The organism is Pseudomonas sp. Marseille-QA0332 (assembly GCF_054950175.1).
The window spans coordinates 1,502,421-1,517,758 of the sequence record NZ_CM143106.1 but is presented as its reverse complement, the minus strand read 5'-3'; the positions used below and the strand labels follow the sequence as shown (position 1 = coordinate 1,517,758).

The following is a 15,338-nucleotide window of genomic DNA, read 5'->3' as shown; positions in this document are numbered from 1 at the left end:
AGGCCCTCACTGGCCGTTGTGCTGGACGATCGGACGGGGCGGCGCGGCCTCCAGCTCCACCTCGACCCGGTCGCCTGGCTTGACGTGTTGCAAGCCTTCGGTGATCACCCGCTCGCCAGCCACCAGCCCCTCGTTGACGACCCAGCGATCGCCCTGGGCACTGCCCAGGCGCAGCGGGCGCTGTTCCACACGCGCCTGATCGTCGACCACCAGCACTTTGGCCAGGCCGGCACTATCGCGCAGGATGGCCCGCTGCGGCACGCTGATGCCCCGGGGCTGGGTGGCCTGCTCCAGGCGCACCCGGACATAGCTGCCTGGCAACAGGTCCAGGTCAGGATTGGGGAATTCGCTGCGCAAGGTGATCTGGTTGGTGCTGGGGTCGACCTGCAGGTCGGAGAACAACAGCCTGCCAGGTAGCGGATAGGGGCTGCCGTCATCCTGCAGCAAGGTCACGCGGGCCTGGTCGGTGCCAAGGCGCTGCAGCTCACCGGCACGCAAGGCCCGGCGCAGGGCGGCGAGTTCACGGGTCGACTGGGTGACGTCGGCGTGGATCGGATCGAGCTGCTGGATGGTCGCCAGCAGGGTCGCCTCGCCTTGGCCAACCAGGGCGCCTTCGGTGACTCGCGCCCGGCCGATGCGTCCGGCGATCGGCGCGGTGACCGTGGCATAGCCCAGGTTCAGCCGGGCCCGTTGCAGCGCCGCCTGGGCTTCGGCTACCGCGGCCTCGGCCTGGCGCAAGGCGGCGCGTGCGTTGTCGTGTTCCTGGCGGCTGATCGCATCGACGGCCATCAGCTCGCGGTAACGCCGGTCTTGCAGGCGCGCCTGGTAGCACACCGCCTCGGCCTTGGCCTGCGCGGCCTTCGCGCTGTCGTGCTCGGCCTGCAGCGGGGCCGGGTCGAGCCTGAACAGGACGTCGCCGCGCTTGACGTCGCTGCCTTCGCGATAGACCTGCTCGAGCACCACGCCGGCCACGCGCGCGCGCACTTCGGCGGTGCGTGGCGCGAGGATGCGCCCGCTCAGTTCGGTGCTGAGGGTCAGTGGCCGCGGTTCGACGGTCTCGATCCGCACCTGCACGGGCGCGGGAGTCAGGTCCTGTTCTGGCGGGCGATCGCAACCGGCCAGGAGCAGGCAGGCCAGGATGCCGAGTGTCAGCGAGCACAGGCGGTTGGCGGTTGAAATGTGCATGTGGGTTTCCAAAGGATAAAGCCTTGCCGGGCATGTCCGGCAAAGACCATGGAAGACAAGAGGTCTGCCATCGGCCGGATTCGACCACCGGCGCCCAGGCGAACGCTATGCTACGGCACGAAGGGCATCGCAGCCTGTGAAGTGCTGTAGGCGGTGTGTGAAAAAGTGTGAAGAATTTACTGAGTCGTGCGCAGGATTCTTTATCCTGCCCTTCCGATAGCCAGGCCTTGCCCAACCATGCCCACTCTTTTCCTGGTCGAGGACGACAGTGCCCTGTCCGAGCTGATCGCCAGCTACCTGCAACGCAACGGCTTCGAAGTGCGTGTGCTTGCACGCGGCGACCAGGTGCTGGCACAGCTCATGCGCGACAAGCCGGATCTGGTCATCCTCGACCTGATGCTGCCCGGGCTGGACGGCCTGCAGGTCTGTCGGCAGTTGCGCCAGGCTTGCCAGGCTCTGCCCATCCTCATGCTGACGGCGCGCGACGATACCCATGACCAGGTGCTGGGGCTGGAGATGGGCGCCGATGACTATGTCACCAAGCCCTGCGAGCCGCGCGTGCTCCTGGCTCGGGTACGGACCTTGCTGCGCCGCAGCACGGCCAGCGAGCCGCGCGTGGGCCGCGATGTGATCCTGATCGGCGGGCTGCGCATCGACCTGACCGAGCGCAGCGTGGTCTGGAACGCCGAGCAGGTGGAGCTATCCAGGGGCGAGTTCGATCTGTTGGTGGTGCTGGCGCGCCATGCCGGCGAAGTGCTCAGCCGTGACCGCATCCTCCAACAGCTGCGTGGCATCGAGTTCAATGGCACCGATCGTTCGGTGGACGTGGCGATTTCCAAGTTGCGACGCAAGTTCGGCGACAGTGCCGACGAGGCCCGCAAGATAAAGACCGTGTGGGGCAAGGGCTACCTGTTCAGCCGTATCGAGTGGGAGGTCTGAAGCGTCATGCTGAAGATCCTGGTACGCCTGTACCTGCTGATCATCGTGGCCTATGCCGGCGCCTTGCTGCTGATTCCGGATGCCATCTTCAGCGCGTTCCACGAACGTTTCATGGCCTACAACCTGGACCAGGCCAAGGGCGTGCAGGCGCTGGTGGTGCGTCAGTTCCGCCAGGCACCGCTGGAGCAGTGGCCGCGCATCGAGCAGGACCTCGCCGCCGACTTCGCGCCGTTGCAACTCCAAGTGCTGCGCCGCGAGCAGCTCAAGCTGTCGAGCGACGAACGCGCCCGGCTCGATGCCGGGCTCTATGCGGTGCGCATCGGCGACTGGGGCTTCTACGAGACGATCCTCTCGCCGCTGCCCGGCGGCTGGCTGGTACGCTTGCATTCGCCACCGGACCCGCTGGACATCAACCTGCTGTCCTGGGGCGTGACGGTATTGATCGGCGCCGCGCTGCTGGGGTGCCTGCTGTTGTGGGTCTGGCCGCACTGGCGGGATTTGCAGCGACTCAAGGAAACCGCGCGCTGCCTGGGGCAAGGACAGTTGTCGGAGCGCACCGGCATTTCCGCGCGTTCCGACGTTGGCGAGCTGGCCGGGGTGTTCGATGCCATGGCCGGTGACCTGGAACGTCACCTCAACCATCAGCGTGAACTGCTCGATGCGGTGTCCCATGAGCTGCGTACGCCGCTCACGCGGCTGGACTTCGGCTTGGTGCTGCTGTTCGACGAGGTTCCCGCCACCAATCGCAAACGCCTGCTGGAGCTGGTCAGGCATGTCCGCGAGCTGGATGAGCTGGTGCTCGAGCTGCTGCAGTACAGTCGCCTGTACAACCCTGGCCAGGCAGGCGAGCGCGTCGAGGTCTCGCTGCTCGAACTGGTCGACAGCGTGCTGGGCGCGTTCGCCGAAGAACTCGAGGGGCGCGCGATGGAGTGGGAAGTGCGCGTGCCAGCCGAGCTGCCACGGGTGACGCTCGACCCCCGGCTGACGGCGCGCGCCGTGCAGAACCTGGTGCGCAACGCCATGCGCTACGGCGAGCGACGCTTGCGGGTGGACCTGGCGGTGGACGCCTCGGGAGCGAGCCTGGTGACGGTCGAGGACGACGGCATCGGTGTGCCGGTAGAGGAGCGGGAAAATATCTTCCAGCCGTTTTACCGACTCGACCGCAGTCGCGACCGCGGCACGGGCGGGTTCGGCCTGGGCCTGGCCATCAGTCGTCGGGCGATCGAAGGGCAGGGCGGCAGCCTGGAAGTGGCATCGTCGGCGCTGGGCGGAGCCCGTTTCACGATCCGCCTGCCGGCCTCCTAGGCTTTTCGTACAACGCCTGGTCGTGCCAGACGACGATGAAGGTTCTGTTGTCGCGCCTGGGGCGGTAACCTGCAAGTCTTTTATCAAGGGAGCCCCCATGCAAGGCACATCGCGCAAGATCGTCCAGGCCATTCTCTACGAAGCCATCGCCGTAGCCTGCGTGGCGCCAGCGCTGGCCCTGATGTTCGAGACCGGCATGGCCCATTCCACGCTGCTCTCGGTGCTCATGTCAGGTATCGCCATGAGCTGGAACATGGCGTTCAACTGGGCGTTCGAGCGCTGGGAAGCCCGGCAGCCCCAGCGTGCCCGCACGCTGCTGCGCCGCTTGCTGCATGCCTTGGGGTTCGAAGGTGGCCTGGTGCTGCTGTTGCTGCCGCTGGTCGCGTTCTGGCTGGACATCGGCCTGTGGACGGCGCTGTTGACCAACCTGGCCTTGTTCGCCTTCTTCTTCGTCTACGCCTTCGTCTTCCAGTGGGGCTTCGACAAGGTGTTCGACGTGCCGGTGTCGGCGCGCCAGGAGGGCGAGCAGGCTGGCTGTTGACGTGGGTGTCGGCGGCAGGATAACGTCTGGCCCATGAACTCATTCCCGCAGTGTCGCGTCGCCAGCATTATTACCGCCATCATCGGATTGGCGGGCTAGCGCGCACTTGCACCGAACCCGCCCTGGAGGCGGGTTCATTCACCCTGACTCCCGGGCCTGTCCAACAAGACCAGGAGTCATCGATGACCAGCTTCGGCGCCCATCTTCCAACCCAATGCCCCACCCGACAGCTGCTTTCGGAGCAGGTCCGGCGCATTCTCGCGGCGCCCGTGTACGACCTCGCCATCGAAACCCCGCTGCAGTTGGCGCCGGCCTTGTCGGCGAGCCTGGGCAACCAGGTACTGCTCAAGCGTGAAGACCTGCAACCAACGTTCTCCTTCAAGATCCGCGGCGCCTATACGCGGCTGTCGCGGCTCGACGACGCGCAGCGCAAGCGCGCAGTGATCACCGCCTCGGCCGGCAACCATGCCCAGGGCGTGGCTTTGGCCGCCAAGCGATTGGGCCTGCAGGCGACCATCGTCATGCCTACTACCACACCGCAGCTGAAGATCGAGGGGGTGCGCTCGCGGGGCGGGCACGTGGTGCTGCACGGCGAAAGCTTCCCGCAGGCGCTGGCGCATGCCTTGGGCCTGGCCGAGCGCGAAGGGGCCACCTTCGTGCCGCCATTCGACGACCCTGACGTGATCGCCGGCCAGGGGACCGTCGCCATGGAGATCCTGCGCCAGCAGCCTGGCGCGCTGGATGCGATCTTCGTCCCGGTCGGCGGTGGCGGGCTCATCGCCGGGATCGCCGCCTACGTCAAGTACTTGCGCCCGCAGGTCAAGGTGATCGGCGTCGAGCCCGAGGATTCCAACTGCCTGCAGGCTGCCTTGGCCGCTGGCGAGCGCGTGGTGCTGCCGCGGGTCGGCGTGTTCGCCGATGGCGTCGCGGTGGCACAGGTGGGCGCGCACTGCTTCGAGCTGTGCCGTCATTTCGTGGACGAAGTGATCACCGTGAACAACGACGAGCTGTGCGCGGCGATCAAGGACATCTATGACGATACCCGCTCGATCACCGAGCCTTCCGGGGCCCTGGCGGTTGCCGGTATCAAGCGCTACGTGGCCCGTGGGGGCGCCCGCGGACAGACCTTAGTGGCCATCGACTCCGGCGCCAACATCAATTTCGACCGCCTGCGCCATGTCGCCGAACGTGCCGAACTGGGCGAGCAGCGCGAAGCCCTGATCGCCGTCACCATTCCCGAGCGACCTGGTAGCTTCCGTGCCTTCTGCCGAGCCCTGGGCAAGCGGCAGATCACCGAGTTCAACTACCGCTGCCAACCCGGCAAGCAAGCGCAACTGTTCGTCGGCGTGCAGACCCACCCCCAGACCGATCCGCGTGTACGTCTGCTCGGCGCTCTGGCGGCACTGGGTTACCAGGCGCTGGACCTGACCGACAATGAACTGGCCAAACTGCATATCCGCCATACGGTGGGTGGTCACGCCGCGCCGGGCACCGAGGAACGCGTGCTGCGCTTCGAGTTCGCCGAGCGGCCCGGTGCTCTGCTGGGCTTTCTGGAGCAGTTGGGCGAGCACTGGAACATCAGCCTGTTCCACTACCGCAACCATGGCGCGGCCCACGCCCGGGTGCTCGCGGCGCTGCAAGTGCCCGAGCATGAGCAGGCTGGATTCGCCCGGGCGCTGGAAGCGATGGGGTATCGCTATTGGGACGAAACGGAGAATCCGGCTTATCGGTTGTTTCTGGGGTAGGGGCGGTTTGGGAGCTCACCGTGCCGCGAGAGGCCGCGCAGCGGCCTGAGGGTCTGGCAGGCTCAAAAGACAGTCCATTGCCACGAACGGCCGCGGTCTTCAGCTGGTCACCTGGTAGCAAGGAACATATGCCGCCCCGCCGGGCAGCTTCATCCGGTGCTGTTCGACGAATGCCTGTAGCAGACGGCCGAGCGGATCGAGGATCGCGCTGTCGCCACGAATTTGGTAAGGCCCATGCTCCTCGATCAGGCGAATGCCCTTGTCCTTGACGTTGCCGGCGACGATCCCGGAAAACGCCCGACGCAGGTTGGCTGCCAGCTCGTGGGGCGGCAGTTCGCGGTGCAGGGCGAGGTTGGCCATGTTCTCGTGGGTCGGGTCGAATGGGCGCTGGAAGCTTTCCTGAATCTTCAGCAGCCAGTTGAAATGGAAGGCGTCGTTGCGCTCGCGGCGGAACTGCTTGACCGCCTTGAGCCCCTCGACCATGTGGCGCGCCACTTCGGCCGGGTCGTCGATGATGATCTGGTAGTGCCGCTGGGCCTCCTGGCCAAGAGTGGCGCCGACGAAGGCATGCAGCTGCTGGAGGAACGGCTCGGCGCTGCGCGGTCCGGTGAGGATCACCGGGAACGGCAGGTCATGGTTGTCCGGGTGCATCAGGATGCCGAGCAGGTAGAGGAATTCCTCGGCCGTGCCGGCGCCGCCAGGGAAGATGATGATGCCGTGACCGACGCGCACGAACGCTTCCAGGCGCTTCTCGATGTCCGGCAGGATCACCAGCTCGTTGACGATCGGGTTGGGGGCCTCGGCGGCGATGATCCCCGGTTCGGTCAGGCCCAGGTAGCGGCTGCCATGCATGCGCTGCTTGGCATGGGCGATGGTCGCGCCCTTCATCGGGCCTTTCATCACCCCCGGCCCGCAGCCGGTGCAGATGTCCAGCTTGCGCAGGCCCAGTTCGTGGCCGACCTTCTTGGTGTACTGGTACTCCTCGCTGCTGATGGAGTGTCCGCCCCAGCAGACCACAAGCTTGGGCTCGACGCCCGGACGCAGGGTGCGCGCATTGCGCAGCAGATGGAAGACATAGTCGGTGATGCCCTGGGAGCTTTCCAGGTCGATGCGCTGGCTGGCCAGTTCGCTTTCGGTATAGACGATGTCGCGCAGCGCGCTGAACAGCATCTCGCGGGTGCTGGCGATCATCTCGCCGTCGACGAAGGCGTCGGCTGGCGCATTCAGCAGCTCCAGGCGCACGCCGCGGTCCTGCTGGTGGATGCGGACCTCGAAGTCCTGGTAGGCCTCGAGGATGGTCTTGGCGTTGTCGACATGCGCGCCGGTGTTGAGTATCGCCAGGGCGCACTGGCGGAACAGGGTGTACAGGCTACCGGTACCCATCTCGCTCAGTTGCTGGACTTCGCGTTGGGACAAGGTTTCCAGGCTGCCCTTGGGGCTGACGGAGGCATTGATGACATGGCGTTGGAGCATGCTGGGTTTCCTGTGCGGGTAAACATCCTTGCGATGCATCACCATACCGACAAATCGGCACGGCAACGAGGGGCGCGCTGAAAAAGCACGCGCAAGGCGGCCAGGCGAGGCGTTGTTCGCCAGAACGTTTGTCGCCGCTTGCCGTCTAGAGTCTTGGGTGAAGTCATTCGGCAGGCATGAGGAGGGGATAGATGACGGTTCCGGACAAGGCGTACGTGGAGTGGCTGGAAAGCCGATCCATGCTCAAGGCGGCCCAGGACAGGGCCAGGACGTATTCCGGGCAGTCGCGCCTGTGGATGAACCCCTACGCCGAAGCCCGGCCACGGCGTGCCATCGAGATCGCCTCGGTCTGGCTGACCGTCTATCCCGACTCGATCATCGCCGCCGAAGGCTGCAGCGTGCTCGATGCGCTGGGCGCCAACGAGCTGTGGAAGCGCTTGTCGGAGATCGGCGTGCAGGGTATCCATACCGGGCCGATCAAGCGCGCCGGTGGCATCCGTGGTCGCGAGTTCACGCCCAGTGTCGATGGCAACTTCGACCGTATCAGCTTCGATATCGACCCGCTGTACGGCACCGAGCAGCAGCTGATCCAGATGAGCCGTGTCGCCGCCGCCCACAATGCCGTCACCATCGATGACGCCATCCCCGCGCACACCGGCAAGGGCGCGGATTTCCGCCTGGCGGAACTGGCCCATGGCGCCTATCCAGGCATCTACCACATGGTCGAGATCCGCGAAGAGGACTGGAGCCTGCTGCCGGACGTGCCGCAGGGCCGCGATGCCGTCAACCTCGCACCGGCGGTGTGCGACGAGCTCAAGGCGCGGCACTACATCGTCGGCCAGTTGCAGCGGGTGATCTTCTTCGAGCCGGGGGTCAAGGAAACCGACTGGAGCGCGACACCCGTGGTGGTCGGTATCGACGGCAAGCCGCGACGCTGGGTCTACCTGCACTACTTCAAGGAAGGCCAGCCCTCGCTCAACTGGCTCGACCCCAGCTTCGCCGCCCAGCAACTGATCATCGGCGATATCCTGCACTCGATCGACTGCCTCGGGTCGCGCGGCATGCGGCTCGACGCCAACGGATTCCTCGGCGTCGAGACCCGCGCCAACGACACCGCCTGGTCGGAGAGCCATCCTCTGTCGCTCACCGGCAACCAGTTGCTCGGCGGAATGATCCGCAAGGCCGGAGGCTTCAGCTTCCAGGAGCTGAACCTGACCTTGGACGACATCGCCCAGATGTCCAAGGGCGGCGCCGACCTGTCCTATGACTTCGTCACCCGCCCGGCCTACCAGCATGCCTTGCTCACCGGCAATACCGAATTCCTGCGGCTGATGCTGCACGAGATGCACCGTTTCAACATCGATCCGGCTTCGTTGATCCACGCCCTGCAGAACCACGATGAGCTGACCATCGAGCTGGTGCATTTCTGGACGCTGCATGCCCATGACATGTATCTCTACAAGGGCCAGACCTTCCCTGGCAGCATCCTGCGCGAGCATATTCGCGAAGAGATGTACGAGTTGCTCTCCGGCGAGCATGCCCCGTACAACCTGCGTTTCGTCACCAATGGCGTCTCCTGCACCACGGTCAGCATCATCACTGCCGCGCTGGGCATGCGCGATCTGGATGCAATCGGTGCCGCAGAGCTCGCCCTGATCAAGAAGATCCACCTGCTACTGGTGATGTACAACGCCATGCAGCCGGGTGTGTTCGCCTTGTCGGGCTGGGACCTGGTCGGTGCCTTGCCGCTGGCCCCCGAGCAGGTCGCCGAGCGAATGACCGATGGCGACACCCGCTGGATTCACCGCGGCGGCTACGACCTGGCTGGCGTCGCCCCCGAGGCGCAAGCCTCGGTGCTGGGCCTGCCCAGGGCACGCGCGCTGTATGGCAGCCTCGAGACGCAGCTCGAGCAAGGTGATTCCTTCGCCTGCATGGTCAAGAAAGTGCTCGCCGTGCGCCAGGCCTACGGCATCGCCAGCAGCCGCCAGGTGCTGGTGCCGGAAGTCAGCCATCCAGGCTTGCTGGTCATGGTCCACGAGTTGCCGGCCGGCCGGGGAATCCAGATCACCGCGCTGAACTTCGGCAAGGAAGCGATCATCGAGGAGCTGACCCTGACCGGCTTCACGCCTGGGCCAGTGGTGGACATGATCAACGAGACGGTGGAGGGCGACCTGACCGAGGATGGCCGCCTGACCATCAGTCTGGACCCGTATGAGGCCCTGTCGCTGCGGATCGTCAGCAGCATCGGGCACGTCTGATTGGCACTAGGGCCGCTCAGCGCGGCCCAACACTGGCATCGAACCGGGCTGGCCAGAGCTGCGCTGTCGAGCATCCGCCTCGACACCGGGAAGCAACCGCTCGACCAGGACCTGCGTCTCGCGCATCGACGCCCCCGCTGGCAGGGTACTCGGCCGGGCCTGTCTCAGGTATTGCGCAAACGCGCCGAGCAGCGAACAGGCAGGGCGAAAACAGGCAGGAAGGCCCTCATTCACGCATGTGAACCAGCATGGCGGGCCTGTTTTCAACGCAGCATGATCGCCACCCAGGCATTGTCTGGAGCTCAGTCGTCCTTGCGCCCCGGCAGCACGTTGCTCAGCAACTGCTTGGCCGTCTGCTTGAGGATACCGACCTGGTTGGGGTCGCCCTGCAGCAGGGTGGCGCTGAACTTCTTGGCGTTTTCCAGGGTGATGTGCGGCGGCAGTGGCGGCACGTCAGGGTCGGTACGGAAGTCGATCACCACCGGCACCTCGCTGGCCAGCGCCTGTTCCCAGGCCGCGGCGACATCCTCTTCGCGCTCGACGTAGATGCCCTTGAGGCCGATGGAAATCGCGAACAGGTGATAGGGCACATCGGGCAGGTCCTGGGAGGCGGAGAACTTCGGATCGCCCTCCATCACCCGCTGCTCCCAGGTCACCTGGTTGAGATCCTGATTGTTGAACACCGCGCAGATCCAGCGCCCGTTGCCCCATTGCTTCCAGTATTTGGCGACCGTGATCAGCTCGGCCATGTTGTTCATCTGCATGGCGCCGTCGCCTACCAGCGCGATCACGCTGCGCTCGGGATGGGCGAACTTGGCGGCGATGGCGTAGGGGACCGCCGCGCCCATGGAGGCCAGGCCGCCGGACAACGAGCACATCATGCCTTCGCGGATCTTCAGGTCGCGGGCGAACCAGTTGGCACAGGAACCCGAATCGCTGGTGATGATCGCCGCATCCGGCAGGCGCGGCGACAGCTCATGCACCACACGCTGCGGGTTGATCGGCTCGGCGCTGGTCAAGGCGCGCTTTTCCAGCTTGCGGTCCCAGTCCTGGCGCCAGCCTTCGATCTTCTGCTGCCAGCTGCGCGAAGCCTTGTGCTCGATCAGCGGGAGCAAGGCGTCCAGGGTATCGGCGGCGTCACCGACCAGGTTCAGCTCCATCGGATAGCGCAGGCTCAGCATGTCTGGCGCCAGGTCGATCTGCACGCCGCGTGCCTGGCCCTCCTTGGGCAGGAATTCGGCATAGGGGAAGCCCGAGCCGATCATCAGCAGGGTGTCGCATTCGTTCATCAGTTCCAGGCTCGGCTCGGTGCCTAGCAAGCCGATGCTGCCAGTGACCCACGGCAGGTGGTCGGGCAGTACTGCCTTGCCCAGCAGGGCCTTGGCCACCCCGGCGCCGAGCTTCTCGGCGATCGCCTGGACTTGCCTACCGGCTTGCAGGGCGCCAGCGCCAACCAGGATCGCCACCTTCTTGCCGCTGTTGAGAATCTGCGCCGCACGCTCGAGGTCGGCATCGTGAGGCACCACCTTCGGCCGGCTGAAGCCGACCCCCGAATGCAAGGTGCCATGGGCCCGCGCCGGCTCCTCGTAAGGCAGCTCCTGCAGGTCGTTGGGCAGGATCAGCGCGGTGACCTTGCGCTCGCCGATCGCGGTGCGTACTGCCCGATCGACCAGGTGGCGCACCTGGGACGGTGCCGAGGCCTGCTGCACGAAAGCCCCGGCGACATCCTTGAACATCGACAGCAGGTCCAGCTCCTGCTGGTAGTGACCGCCCAGTGCGGTCCGTGCCTGCTGGCCGGCGATCGCCAGGACCGGGACATGGTCCATGCGCGCGTCGTACAGGCCGGTGAGCAGGTGCGAGGCGCCGGGCCCCGAGGTCGAGATGCACACCCCCAGCTCGCCGGTGAACTTGGCATGGGCACTGGCCATGAACGCCGCCATCTCCTCATGTCGACACTGGACGAACTCGATCTTGCCGGAGCGACGCAGCGCGCCGAAGACGCCATTGATACCATCGCCGGGATAGCCGTAGATGCGCGTGACGCCCCATTGGTGCAGCCGTTCGACCAGGAAGTCGCCTACTGTGGTTGCCATGTGTCTCACCTCGTTGTGCAAGCATTGCGGATCAAGGTTCGACTGGGCCGGGGAGGCGGGCGTTCAAAACGACCGCGAGCCTCGAGGGCTGCAAGCCGCAAGGCGCAAGAAAAAGCGGATCGTGCAGGTTGCAGTGCACGATCTGCCTGAAGCTTGAAGCCGTTTCGCGGGCAGGGTGCCGCTACTGGCCCTCGCGCTTGGGCTTGGTCCTGTAAACCGGGCGATGCTCGGTGTAGCAGATCGTGTCGTCGGGAATGTCCTTGTCGACGTAGGCTTGCGCGCCGATGGTGACGTTGTTGCCGATGGTGACCTCGCCGACGATGCATGCGTTGGCGCCGATCTGCACGTCGTCGCCGATGCGGACGTGGCCGCTGATGTCCTTCGAGCCGATGGTGGTGTTCTGGCGCAGCCGCAGGTTGCGGCCAATGATCGCCCTGTGCGTGATGACGATGCCGATGCGGTGCGAGAAGCAGATGCCTGGGCCGATCTGCGCGGGCAGGCCGATATCGATATTGTGCTGGCGGATCAGCCTGCGATTGATGCGCTTGGCCCACTTGCGATAGTTAATCAGCCCGCGGGGCTTGTGGTAGAGATACTGGGCGATCCTGAACCAGAACACGTAGTGGTAGCGTTCCTTGGCCAGTACCCGGTTGAGCAGGGTGCTGAACTTGACGCTGCCGTCTTCCTTGGTGGCGATCTCTTGCCTGAGGTAGCTGCGTAGTTCGTCGAAATCTTTCACGTCTTGTCCTTTACCGGCGCCACAAGGACGGCGCTTGAAAAGGCCGAGTATGACCCAGGTCGGCCCGTCAGGCCCAGCGCCTGGGCGAGCGGCACGGGTTGCCGTAAGGCAGGAAAAAGGGGTGCCAGACCGGCACCCCCCTCGGGTCCATCAACGCCAGGCCATCACGCCTGGGCATCCCATGGACGGTCGCCATGCTCGTCCTTGACGCGGGTTGGCAGGCCCATCACGTCGAGCGCCTTGAGGAACGGCTCGGCGGGCAGCTCCTCGACGTTGACCATGCGCTGCACATCCCACTGGCCACGGGCGACCAGCAGCGCCGCGGCTACCGGCGGCACCCCGGCGGTGTAGGAGATGCCCTGGCTGTCGGTCTCGGCGTAGGCTTCTTCATGGTCGGCCACGTTGTAGATGAACACTTCGCGCGGCTGGCCATCCTTGGTGCCCTTGACCAGGTCGCCGATGCAGGTCTTGCCGGTGTAGCCCGGCGCCAGCGAAGCCGGATCGGGCAGCACGGCCTTGACCACCTTCAGTGGTACCACTTCCAGGCCTTCGGCGGTGCGTACCGGCTGCTCGGAAAGCAGACCCAGGTTCTTCAGCACGGTGAAGACGTTGATGTAGTGCTCGCCAAAGCTCATCCAGAAGCGCACGTTCGGCACGTCGAGGTTCTTCGACAGCGAGTGGACTTCGTCGTGGCCGGTCAGGTAGAGGTTCTGGGCGCCCACGACCGGCAGGTCATCGGTGCGTTTGACTTCGAACATGCTGTTGCTGGTCCACTGGCTGTTCTGCCAGCTCCAGACTTGCCCGGTGAATTCGCGGAAGTTGATCTCCGGGTCGAAATTGGTGGCGAAATACTTGCCATGGGAGCCGGCATTGACGTCGAGGATGTCGATCGAATCAATGCGGTCGAAATACTGTTGCTGTGCCAGCGCGGCATAGCTGTTGACCACGCCTGGGTCGAAACCGACGCCGAGGATCGCGGTGATGTTCTTGTCCTGGCACTCATCGAGGTGTTTCCACTCGTAGTTGCCATACCACGGCGGCGTCTCGCAGATCTTGCCGGGTTCTTCATGGATCGCGGTGTCCAGGTAGGCGGCACCGGTATCGATGCAGGCACGCAGCACCGACATGTTGAGGAAGGCGGAGCCGACGTTGATCACGATCTGCGAGTCGGTCTCGCGGATCAGCGCCTTGGTCGCCTCGACATCCAGGGCATTGAGCGAGAAGGCCTGGATGTCGGCGGGCACCTTGAGGCTGCCCTTGGCCTTGACGCTGTCGATGATGGCCTGGCATTTGGAGATGTTCCGTGACGCGATGGCGATACGACCGAGTTCGTCGTTATGCTGCGCGCACTTGTGGGCCACCACCTTGGCGACACCTCCTGCACCAATGATAAGAACGTTCTTTCTCAATTTATCCTTTGCTCCTCGATGAAGCCTGTCTCAGGACAGGCTGGATACGTAGTCTTCGAAACCGAACTCGCGAACCACCTCGACGCTGCCGTCGAGCTGCCTGACCGCGATGGCGGGCATCTTCAGACCGTTGAACCAGTTTTTCTTGACCATGGTGTAGCCGGCCGCGTCGATGAACGACAGGCGATCGCCGATGGCCAGCGGGCGATCGAATTGGTACTCGCCGAAAATATCGCCGGCCAGGCACGACTTGCCGCAGACCATGTAGGTATGCTCGCCGTCGCTGGGTGCCAGCTTGGCATTGAGGCGGTAGATCAGCAGGTCGAGCATGTGCGCTTCGATCGAGCTGTCGACCACGGCCAGGTGCTTGCCGTTGTACAGCGTGTCGAGCACGGTGACCTCCAGCGAGGCGCTCTGAGTGATCGCCGCTTCGCCCGGCTCCAGGTAGACCTGCACGCCATACGTTTGGGCGAAGCCCTTGAGCCGCGCGCAGAATGCATCCAGCGCATAGCCTTCGCCGGTGAAGTGGATGCCACCGCCAAGGCTGACCCACTGCACCTGGTGCAGCAGGTGGCCGAAGCGTTCCTCGATGTGCGAGAGCATCTGGTCGAACAGGGCGAAATCGCCGTTCTCGCAGTTGTTGTGGAACATGAAGCCGGAGATCTGCCCGATCACCTGCTCGATCTTCTGCGGGTCCCATTCGCCCAGGCGGCTGAACGGGCGCGCCGGGTCGGCCAGCAGGTAGTCCGAGCTGCTCACCTGCGGGTTGACACGCAGGCCGCGCACCTTGCCTTCGCAAGCCTGCGCATGACGTTGCAACTGGCCGATCGAGTTGAAGATGATCTTGTCGCAGTTCTCGAGCATCTCCTCGATCTCGTCGTCGGCCCAGGCCACGCTGTAGGCGTGGGTTTCGCCAGCGAACTTCTGGCGGCCGAGCTTGAGCTCGTACAGCGACGAGGAAGTGGTGCCATCCATGTACTGCTGCATCAGGTCGAACACCGACCAGGTGGCGAAGCATTTCAGGGCCAGCAGGGCCTTGGCGCCGGACTGTTCGCGCACATAGGCGATCTTCTGCATGTTGCCCAGCAGCTTCTGTTTGTCGATGAGGTAGTACGGGGTCTTGATCATTCAGAGGCCTCCGGCCAGGCCGGCCAAAAAAAAGATCCGCATTGTGCCTGCCCTTGGCCCAGATCGAAAGGGCGAAACGCGCTTTTCGTCGGCGTGGCACGCGCTGGGCGATGTTCGCCGCCGACGTCTGCCGCGCCGCTTCCAGCAACGCGGCGCGCCAGCACCGCCGGGCTCCACGGCAAGGAATTTTCGCCCCCGCACGGACTCAGTTGAACACGGCAATGTGACCATTTCGAGCAACGCCCCGGCAGTTCTCGGGGCCAAGGAGCAACCGATGAGCAGCAAGTACAAGGTAGGCGACCAGGTGCGCTGGAATTCCGAGGCCGGCGTCATCCACGGCAAGGTGACCAAGGTGCATACCCGTGACGTGGAGTTTCGCGGACGTCAGCGCCACTGTTCGCCCGAGCAGCCGCAGTACGAGGTCGAGAGCGAAAAGACCGGGCACCTGGCCATGCACCGCGAGGACGCCTTGGCGCGCGACTGAACCAACCTCGGCGACGGCCGGTCGGAAAACGTACCTTCA

Annotated in this window: 12 protein-coding genes; 6 read left to right on the top strand and 6 right to left on the bottom strand. The window is 64.8% G+C overall.

Going from position 1 to position 15,338, the window contains the following annotated elements:
• Positions 1 to 6 precede the first annotated feature (6 nt).
• Positions 7 to 1,185: an efflux RND transporter periplasmic adaptor subunit gene (locus tag ACY8GK_RS07095; protein WP_462402704.1), complete on the bottom strand. Its 1,179-nt coding sequence runs from the start codon at positions 1,183 to 1,185 to the stop codon at positions 7 to 9.
• 237 nt (positions 1,186 to 1,422) lie between these two features.
• Between ACY8GK_RS07095 and ACY8GK_RS07090 the strand changes: the two genes are divergently transcribed.
• The 4 genes from ACY8GK_RS07090 to ilvA all read left to right on the top strand — a co-directional run bounded on the left by ACY8GK_RS07090 (position 1,423) and on the right by ilvA (position 5,715).
• Positions 1,423 to 2,124, top strand: coding sequence for a response regulator transcription factor (locus tag ACY8GK_RS07090; protein ID WP_196178861.1), 702 nt, complete (start codon positions 1,423 to 1,425; stop codon positions 2,122 to 2,124).
• Positions 2,125 to 2,130: 6 nt separating this feature from the next.
• Positions 2,131 to 3,429: an ATP-binding protein gene (locus ACY8GK_RS07085; RefSeq protein WP_462402703.1), complete on the top strand. Its 1,299-nt coding sequence runs from the start codon at positions 2,131 to 2,133 to the stop codon at positions 3,427 to 3,429.
• A gap of 97 nt (positions 3,430 to 3,526) precedes the next feature.
• A complete protein-coding gene (locus ACY8GK_RS07080; RefSeq protein WP_196178857.1) occupies positions 3,527 to 3,970 on the top strand; it encodes a PACE efflux transporter in 444 nt (147 codons plus the stop codon).
• Positions 3,971 to 4,152: 182 nt separating this feature from the next.
• Entirely contained in the window at positions 4,153 to 5,715 is a 1,563-nt protein-coding gene (gene ilvA / locus ACY8GK_RS07075; protein WP_462402702.1) for a threonine ammonia-lyase, biosynthetic, read from the top strand.
• Positions 5,716 to 5,814: 99 nt separating this feature from the next.
• On the opposite strand, the gene ppnN is transcribed toward ilvA, so the two are convergent.
• Positions 5,815 to 7,188, bottom strand: a complete 1,374-nt coding sequence (ppnN, locus tag ACY8GK_RS07070) for a nucleotide 5'-monophosphate nucleosidase PpnN (protein WP_196178853.1) — start codon at positions 7,186 to 7,188, stop codon at positions 5,815 to 5,817.
• Between the two features lie 191 nt (positions 7,189 to 7,379).
• On the opposite strand from ppnN, the gene treS reads away from it, so the two are divergent.
• Positions 7,380 to 9,446 carry a maltose alpha-D-glucosyltransferase gene (treS, locus tag ACY8GK_RS07065; protein WP_196178851.1) on the top strand — a complete coding sequence of 689 codons (2,067 nt, stop codon included), beginning with the start codon at positions 7,380 to 7,382 and terminating at the stop codon, positions 9,444 to 9,446.
• A 302-nt stretch (positions 9,447 to 9,748) separates the two neighbouring features.
• On the opposite strand, the gene ACY8GK_RS07060 is transcribed toward treS, so the two are convergent.
• The 4 genes from ACY8GK_RS07060 to ACY8GK_RS07045 all read right to left on the bottom strand — a co-directional run bounded on the left by ACY8GK_RS07060 (position 9,749) and on the right by ACY8GK_RS07045 (position 14,815).
• Positions 9,749 to 11,539: a thiamine pyrophosphate-requiring protein gene (locus tag ACY8GK_RS07060; protein WP_196178849.1), complete on the bottom strand. Its 1,791-nt coding sequence runs from the start codon at positions 11,537 to 11,539 to the stop codon at positions 9,749 to 9,751.
• 181 nt (positions 11,540 to 11,720) lie between these two features.
• Positions 11,721 to 12,278, bottom strand: coding sequence for a serine acetyltransferase (locus ACY8GK_RS07055; RefSeq protein WP_462402701.1), 558 nt, complete (start codon positions 12,276 to 12,278; stop codon positions 11,721 to 11,723).
• A gap of 164 nt (positions 12,279 to 12,442) precedes the next feature.
• Positions 12,443 to 13,687 carry a saccharopine dehydrogenase family protein gene (locus tag ACY8GK_RS07050; protein WP_462402700.1) on the bottom strand — a complete coding sequence of 415 codons (1,245 nt, stop codon included), beginning with the start codon at positions 13,685 to 13,687 and terminating at the stop codon, positions 12,443 to 12,445.
• 30 nt (positions 13,688 to 13,717) lie between these two features.
• A complete protein-coding gene (locus ACY8GK_RS07045) occupies positions 13,718 to 14,815 on the bottom strand; it encodes a carboxynorspermidine decarboxylase (protein WP_196178843.1) in 1,098 nt (365 codons plus the stop codon).
• A 274-nt stretch (positions 14,816 to 15,089) separates the two neighbouring features.
• Here ACY8GK_RS07045 and ACY8GK_RS07040 point away from each other — a divergent pair, with 274 nt between their 5' ends.
• On the top strand, positions 15,090 to 15,299 hold the full coding sequence (locus ACY8GK_RS07040; protein ID WP_196178841.1) for a hypervirulence associated TUDOR domain-containing protein: 210 nt from the start codon (positions 15,090 to 15,092) through the stop codon (positions 15,297 to 15,299).
• The last annotated feature ends 39 nt before the right edge of the window (positions 15,300 to 15,338 follow it).

Bases quoted from the DNA above. Each gene is read 5' to 3' on its own strand.
- ACY8GK_RS07095 (WP_462402704.1), bottom strand. From the start codon at position 1,185: ATGCACATTTCAACCGCCAACCGCCTGTGCTCGCTGACACTCGGCATC.
- ACY8GK_RS07090 (WP_196178861.1), top strand. From the start codon at position 1,423: ATGCCCACTCTTTTCCTGGTCGAGGACGACAGTGCCCTGTCCGAGCTG.
- ACY8GK_RS07085 (WP_462402703.1), top strand. From the start codon at position 2,131: ATGCTGAAGATCCTGGTACGCCTGTACCTGCTGATCATCGTGGCCTAT.
- ACY8GK_RS07080 (WP_196178857.1), top strand. From the start codon at position 3,527: ATGCAAGGCACATCGCGCAAGATCGTCCAGGCCATTCTCTACGAAGCC.
- ilvA (WP_462402702.1), top strand. From the start codon at position 4,153: ATGACCAGCTTCGGCGCCCATCTTCCAACCCAATGCCCCACCCGACAG.
- ppnN (WP_196178853.1), bottom strand. From the start codon at position 7,188: ATGCTCCAACGCCATGTCATCAATGCCTCCGTCAGCCCCAAGGGCAGC.
- treS (WP_196178851.1), top strand. From the start codon at position 7,380: ATGACGGTTCCGGACAAGGCGTACGTGGAGTGGCTGGAAAGCCGATCC.
- ACY8GK_RS07060 (WP_196178849.1), bottom strand. From the start codon at position 11,539: ATGGCAACCACAGTAGGCGACTTCCTGGTCGAACGGCTGCACCAATGG.
- ACY8GK_RS07045 (WP_196178843.1), bottom strand. From the start codon at position 14,815: ATGATCAAGACCCCGTACTACCTCATCGACAAACAGAAGCTGCTGGGC.
- ACY8GK_RS07040 (WP_196178841.1), top strand. From the start codon at position 15,090: ATGAGCAGCAAGTACAAGGTAGGCGACCAGGTGCGCTGGAATTCCGAG.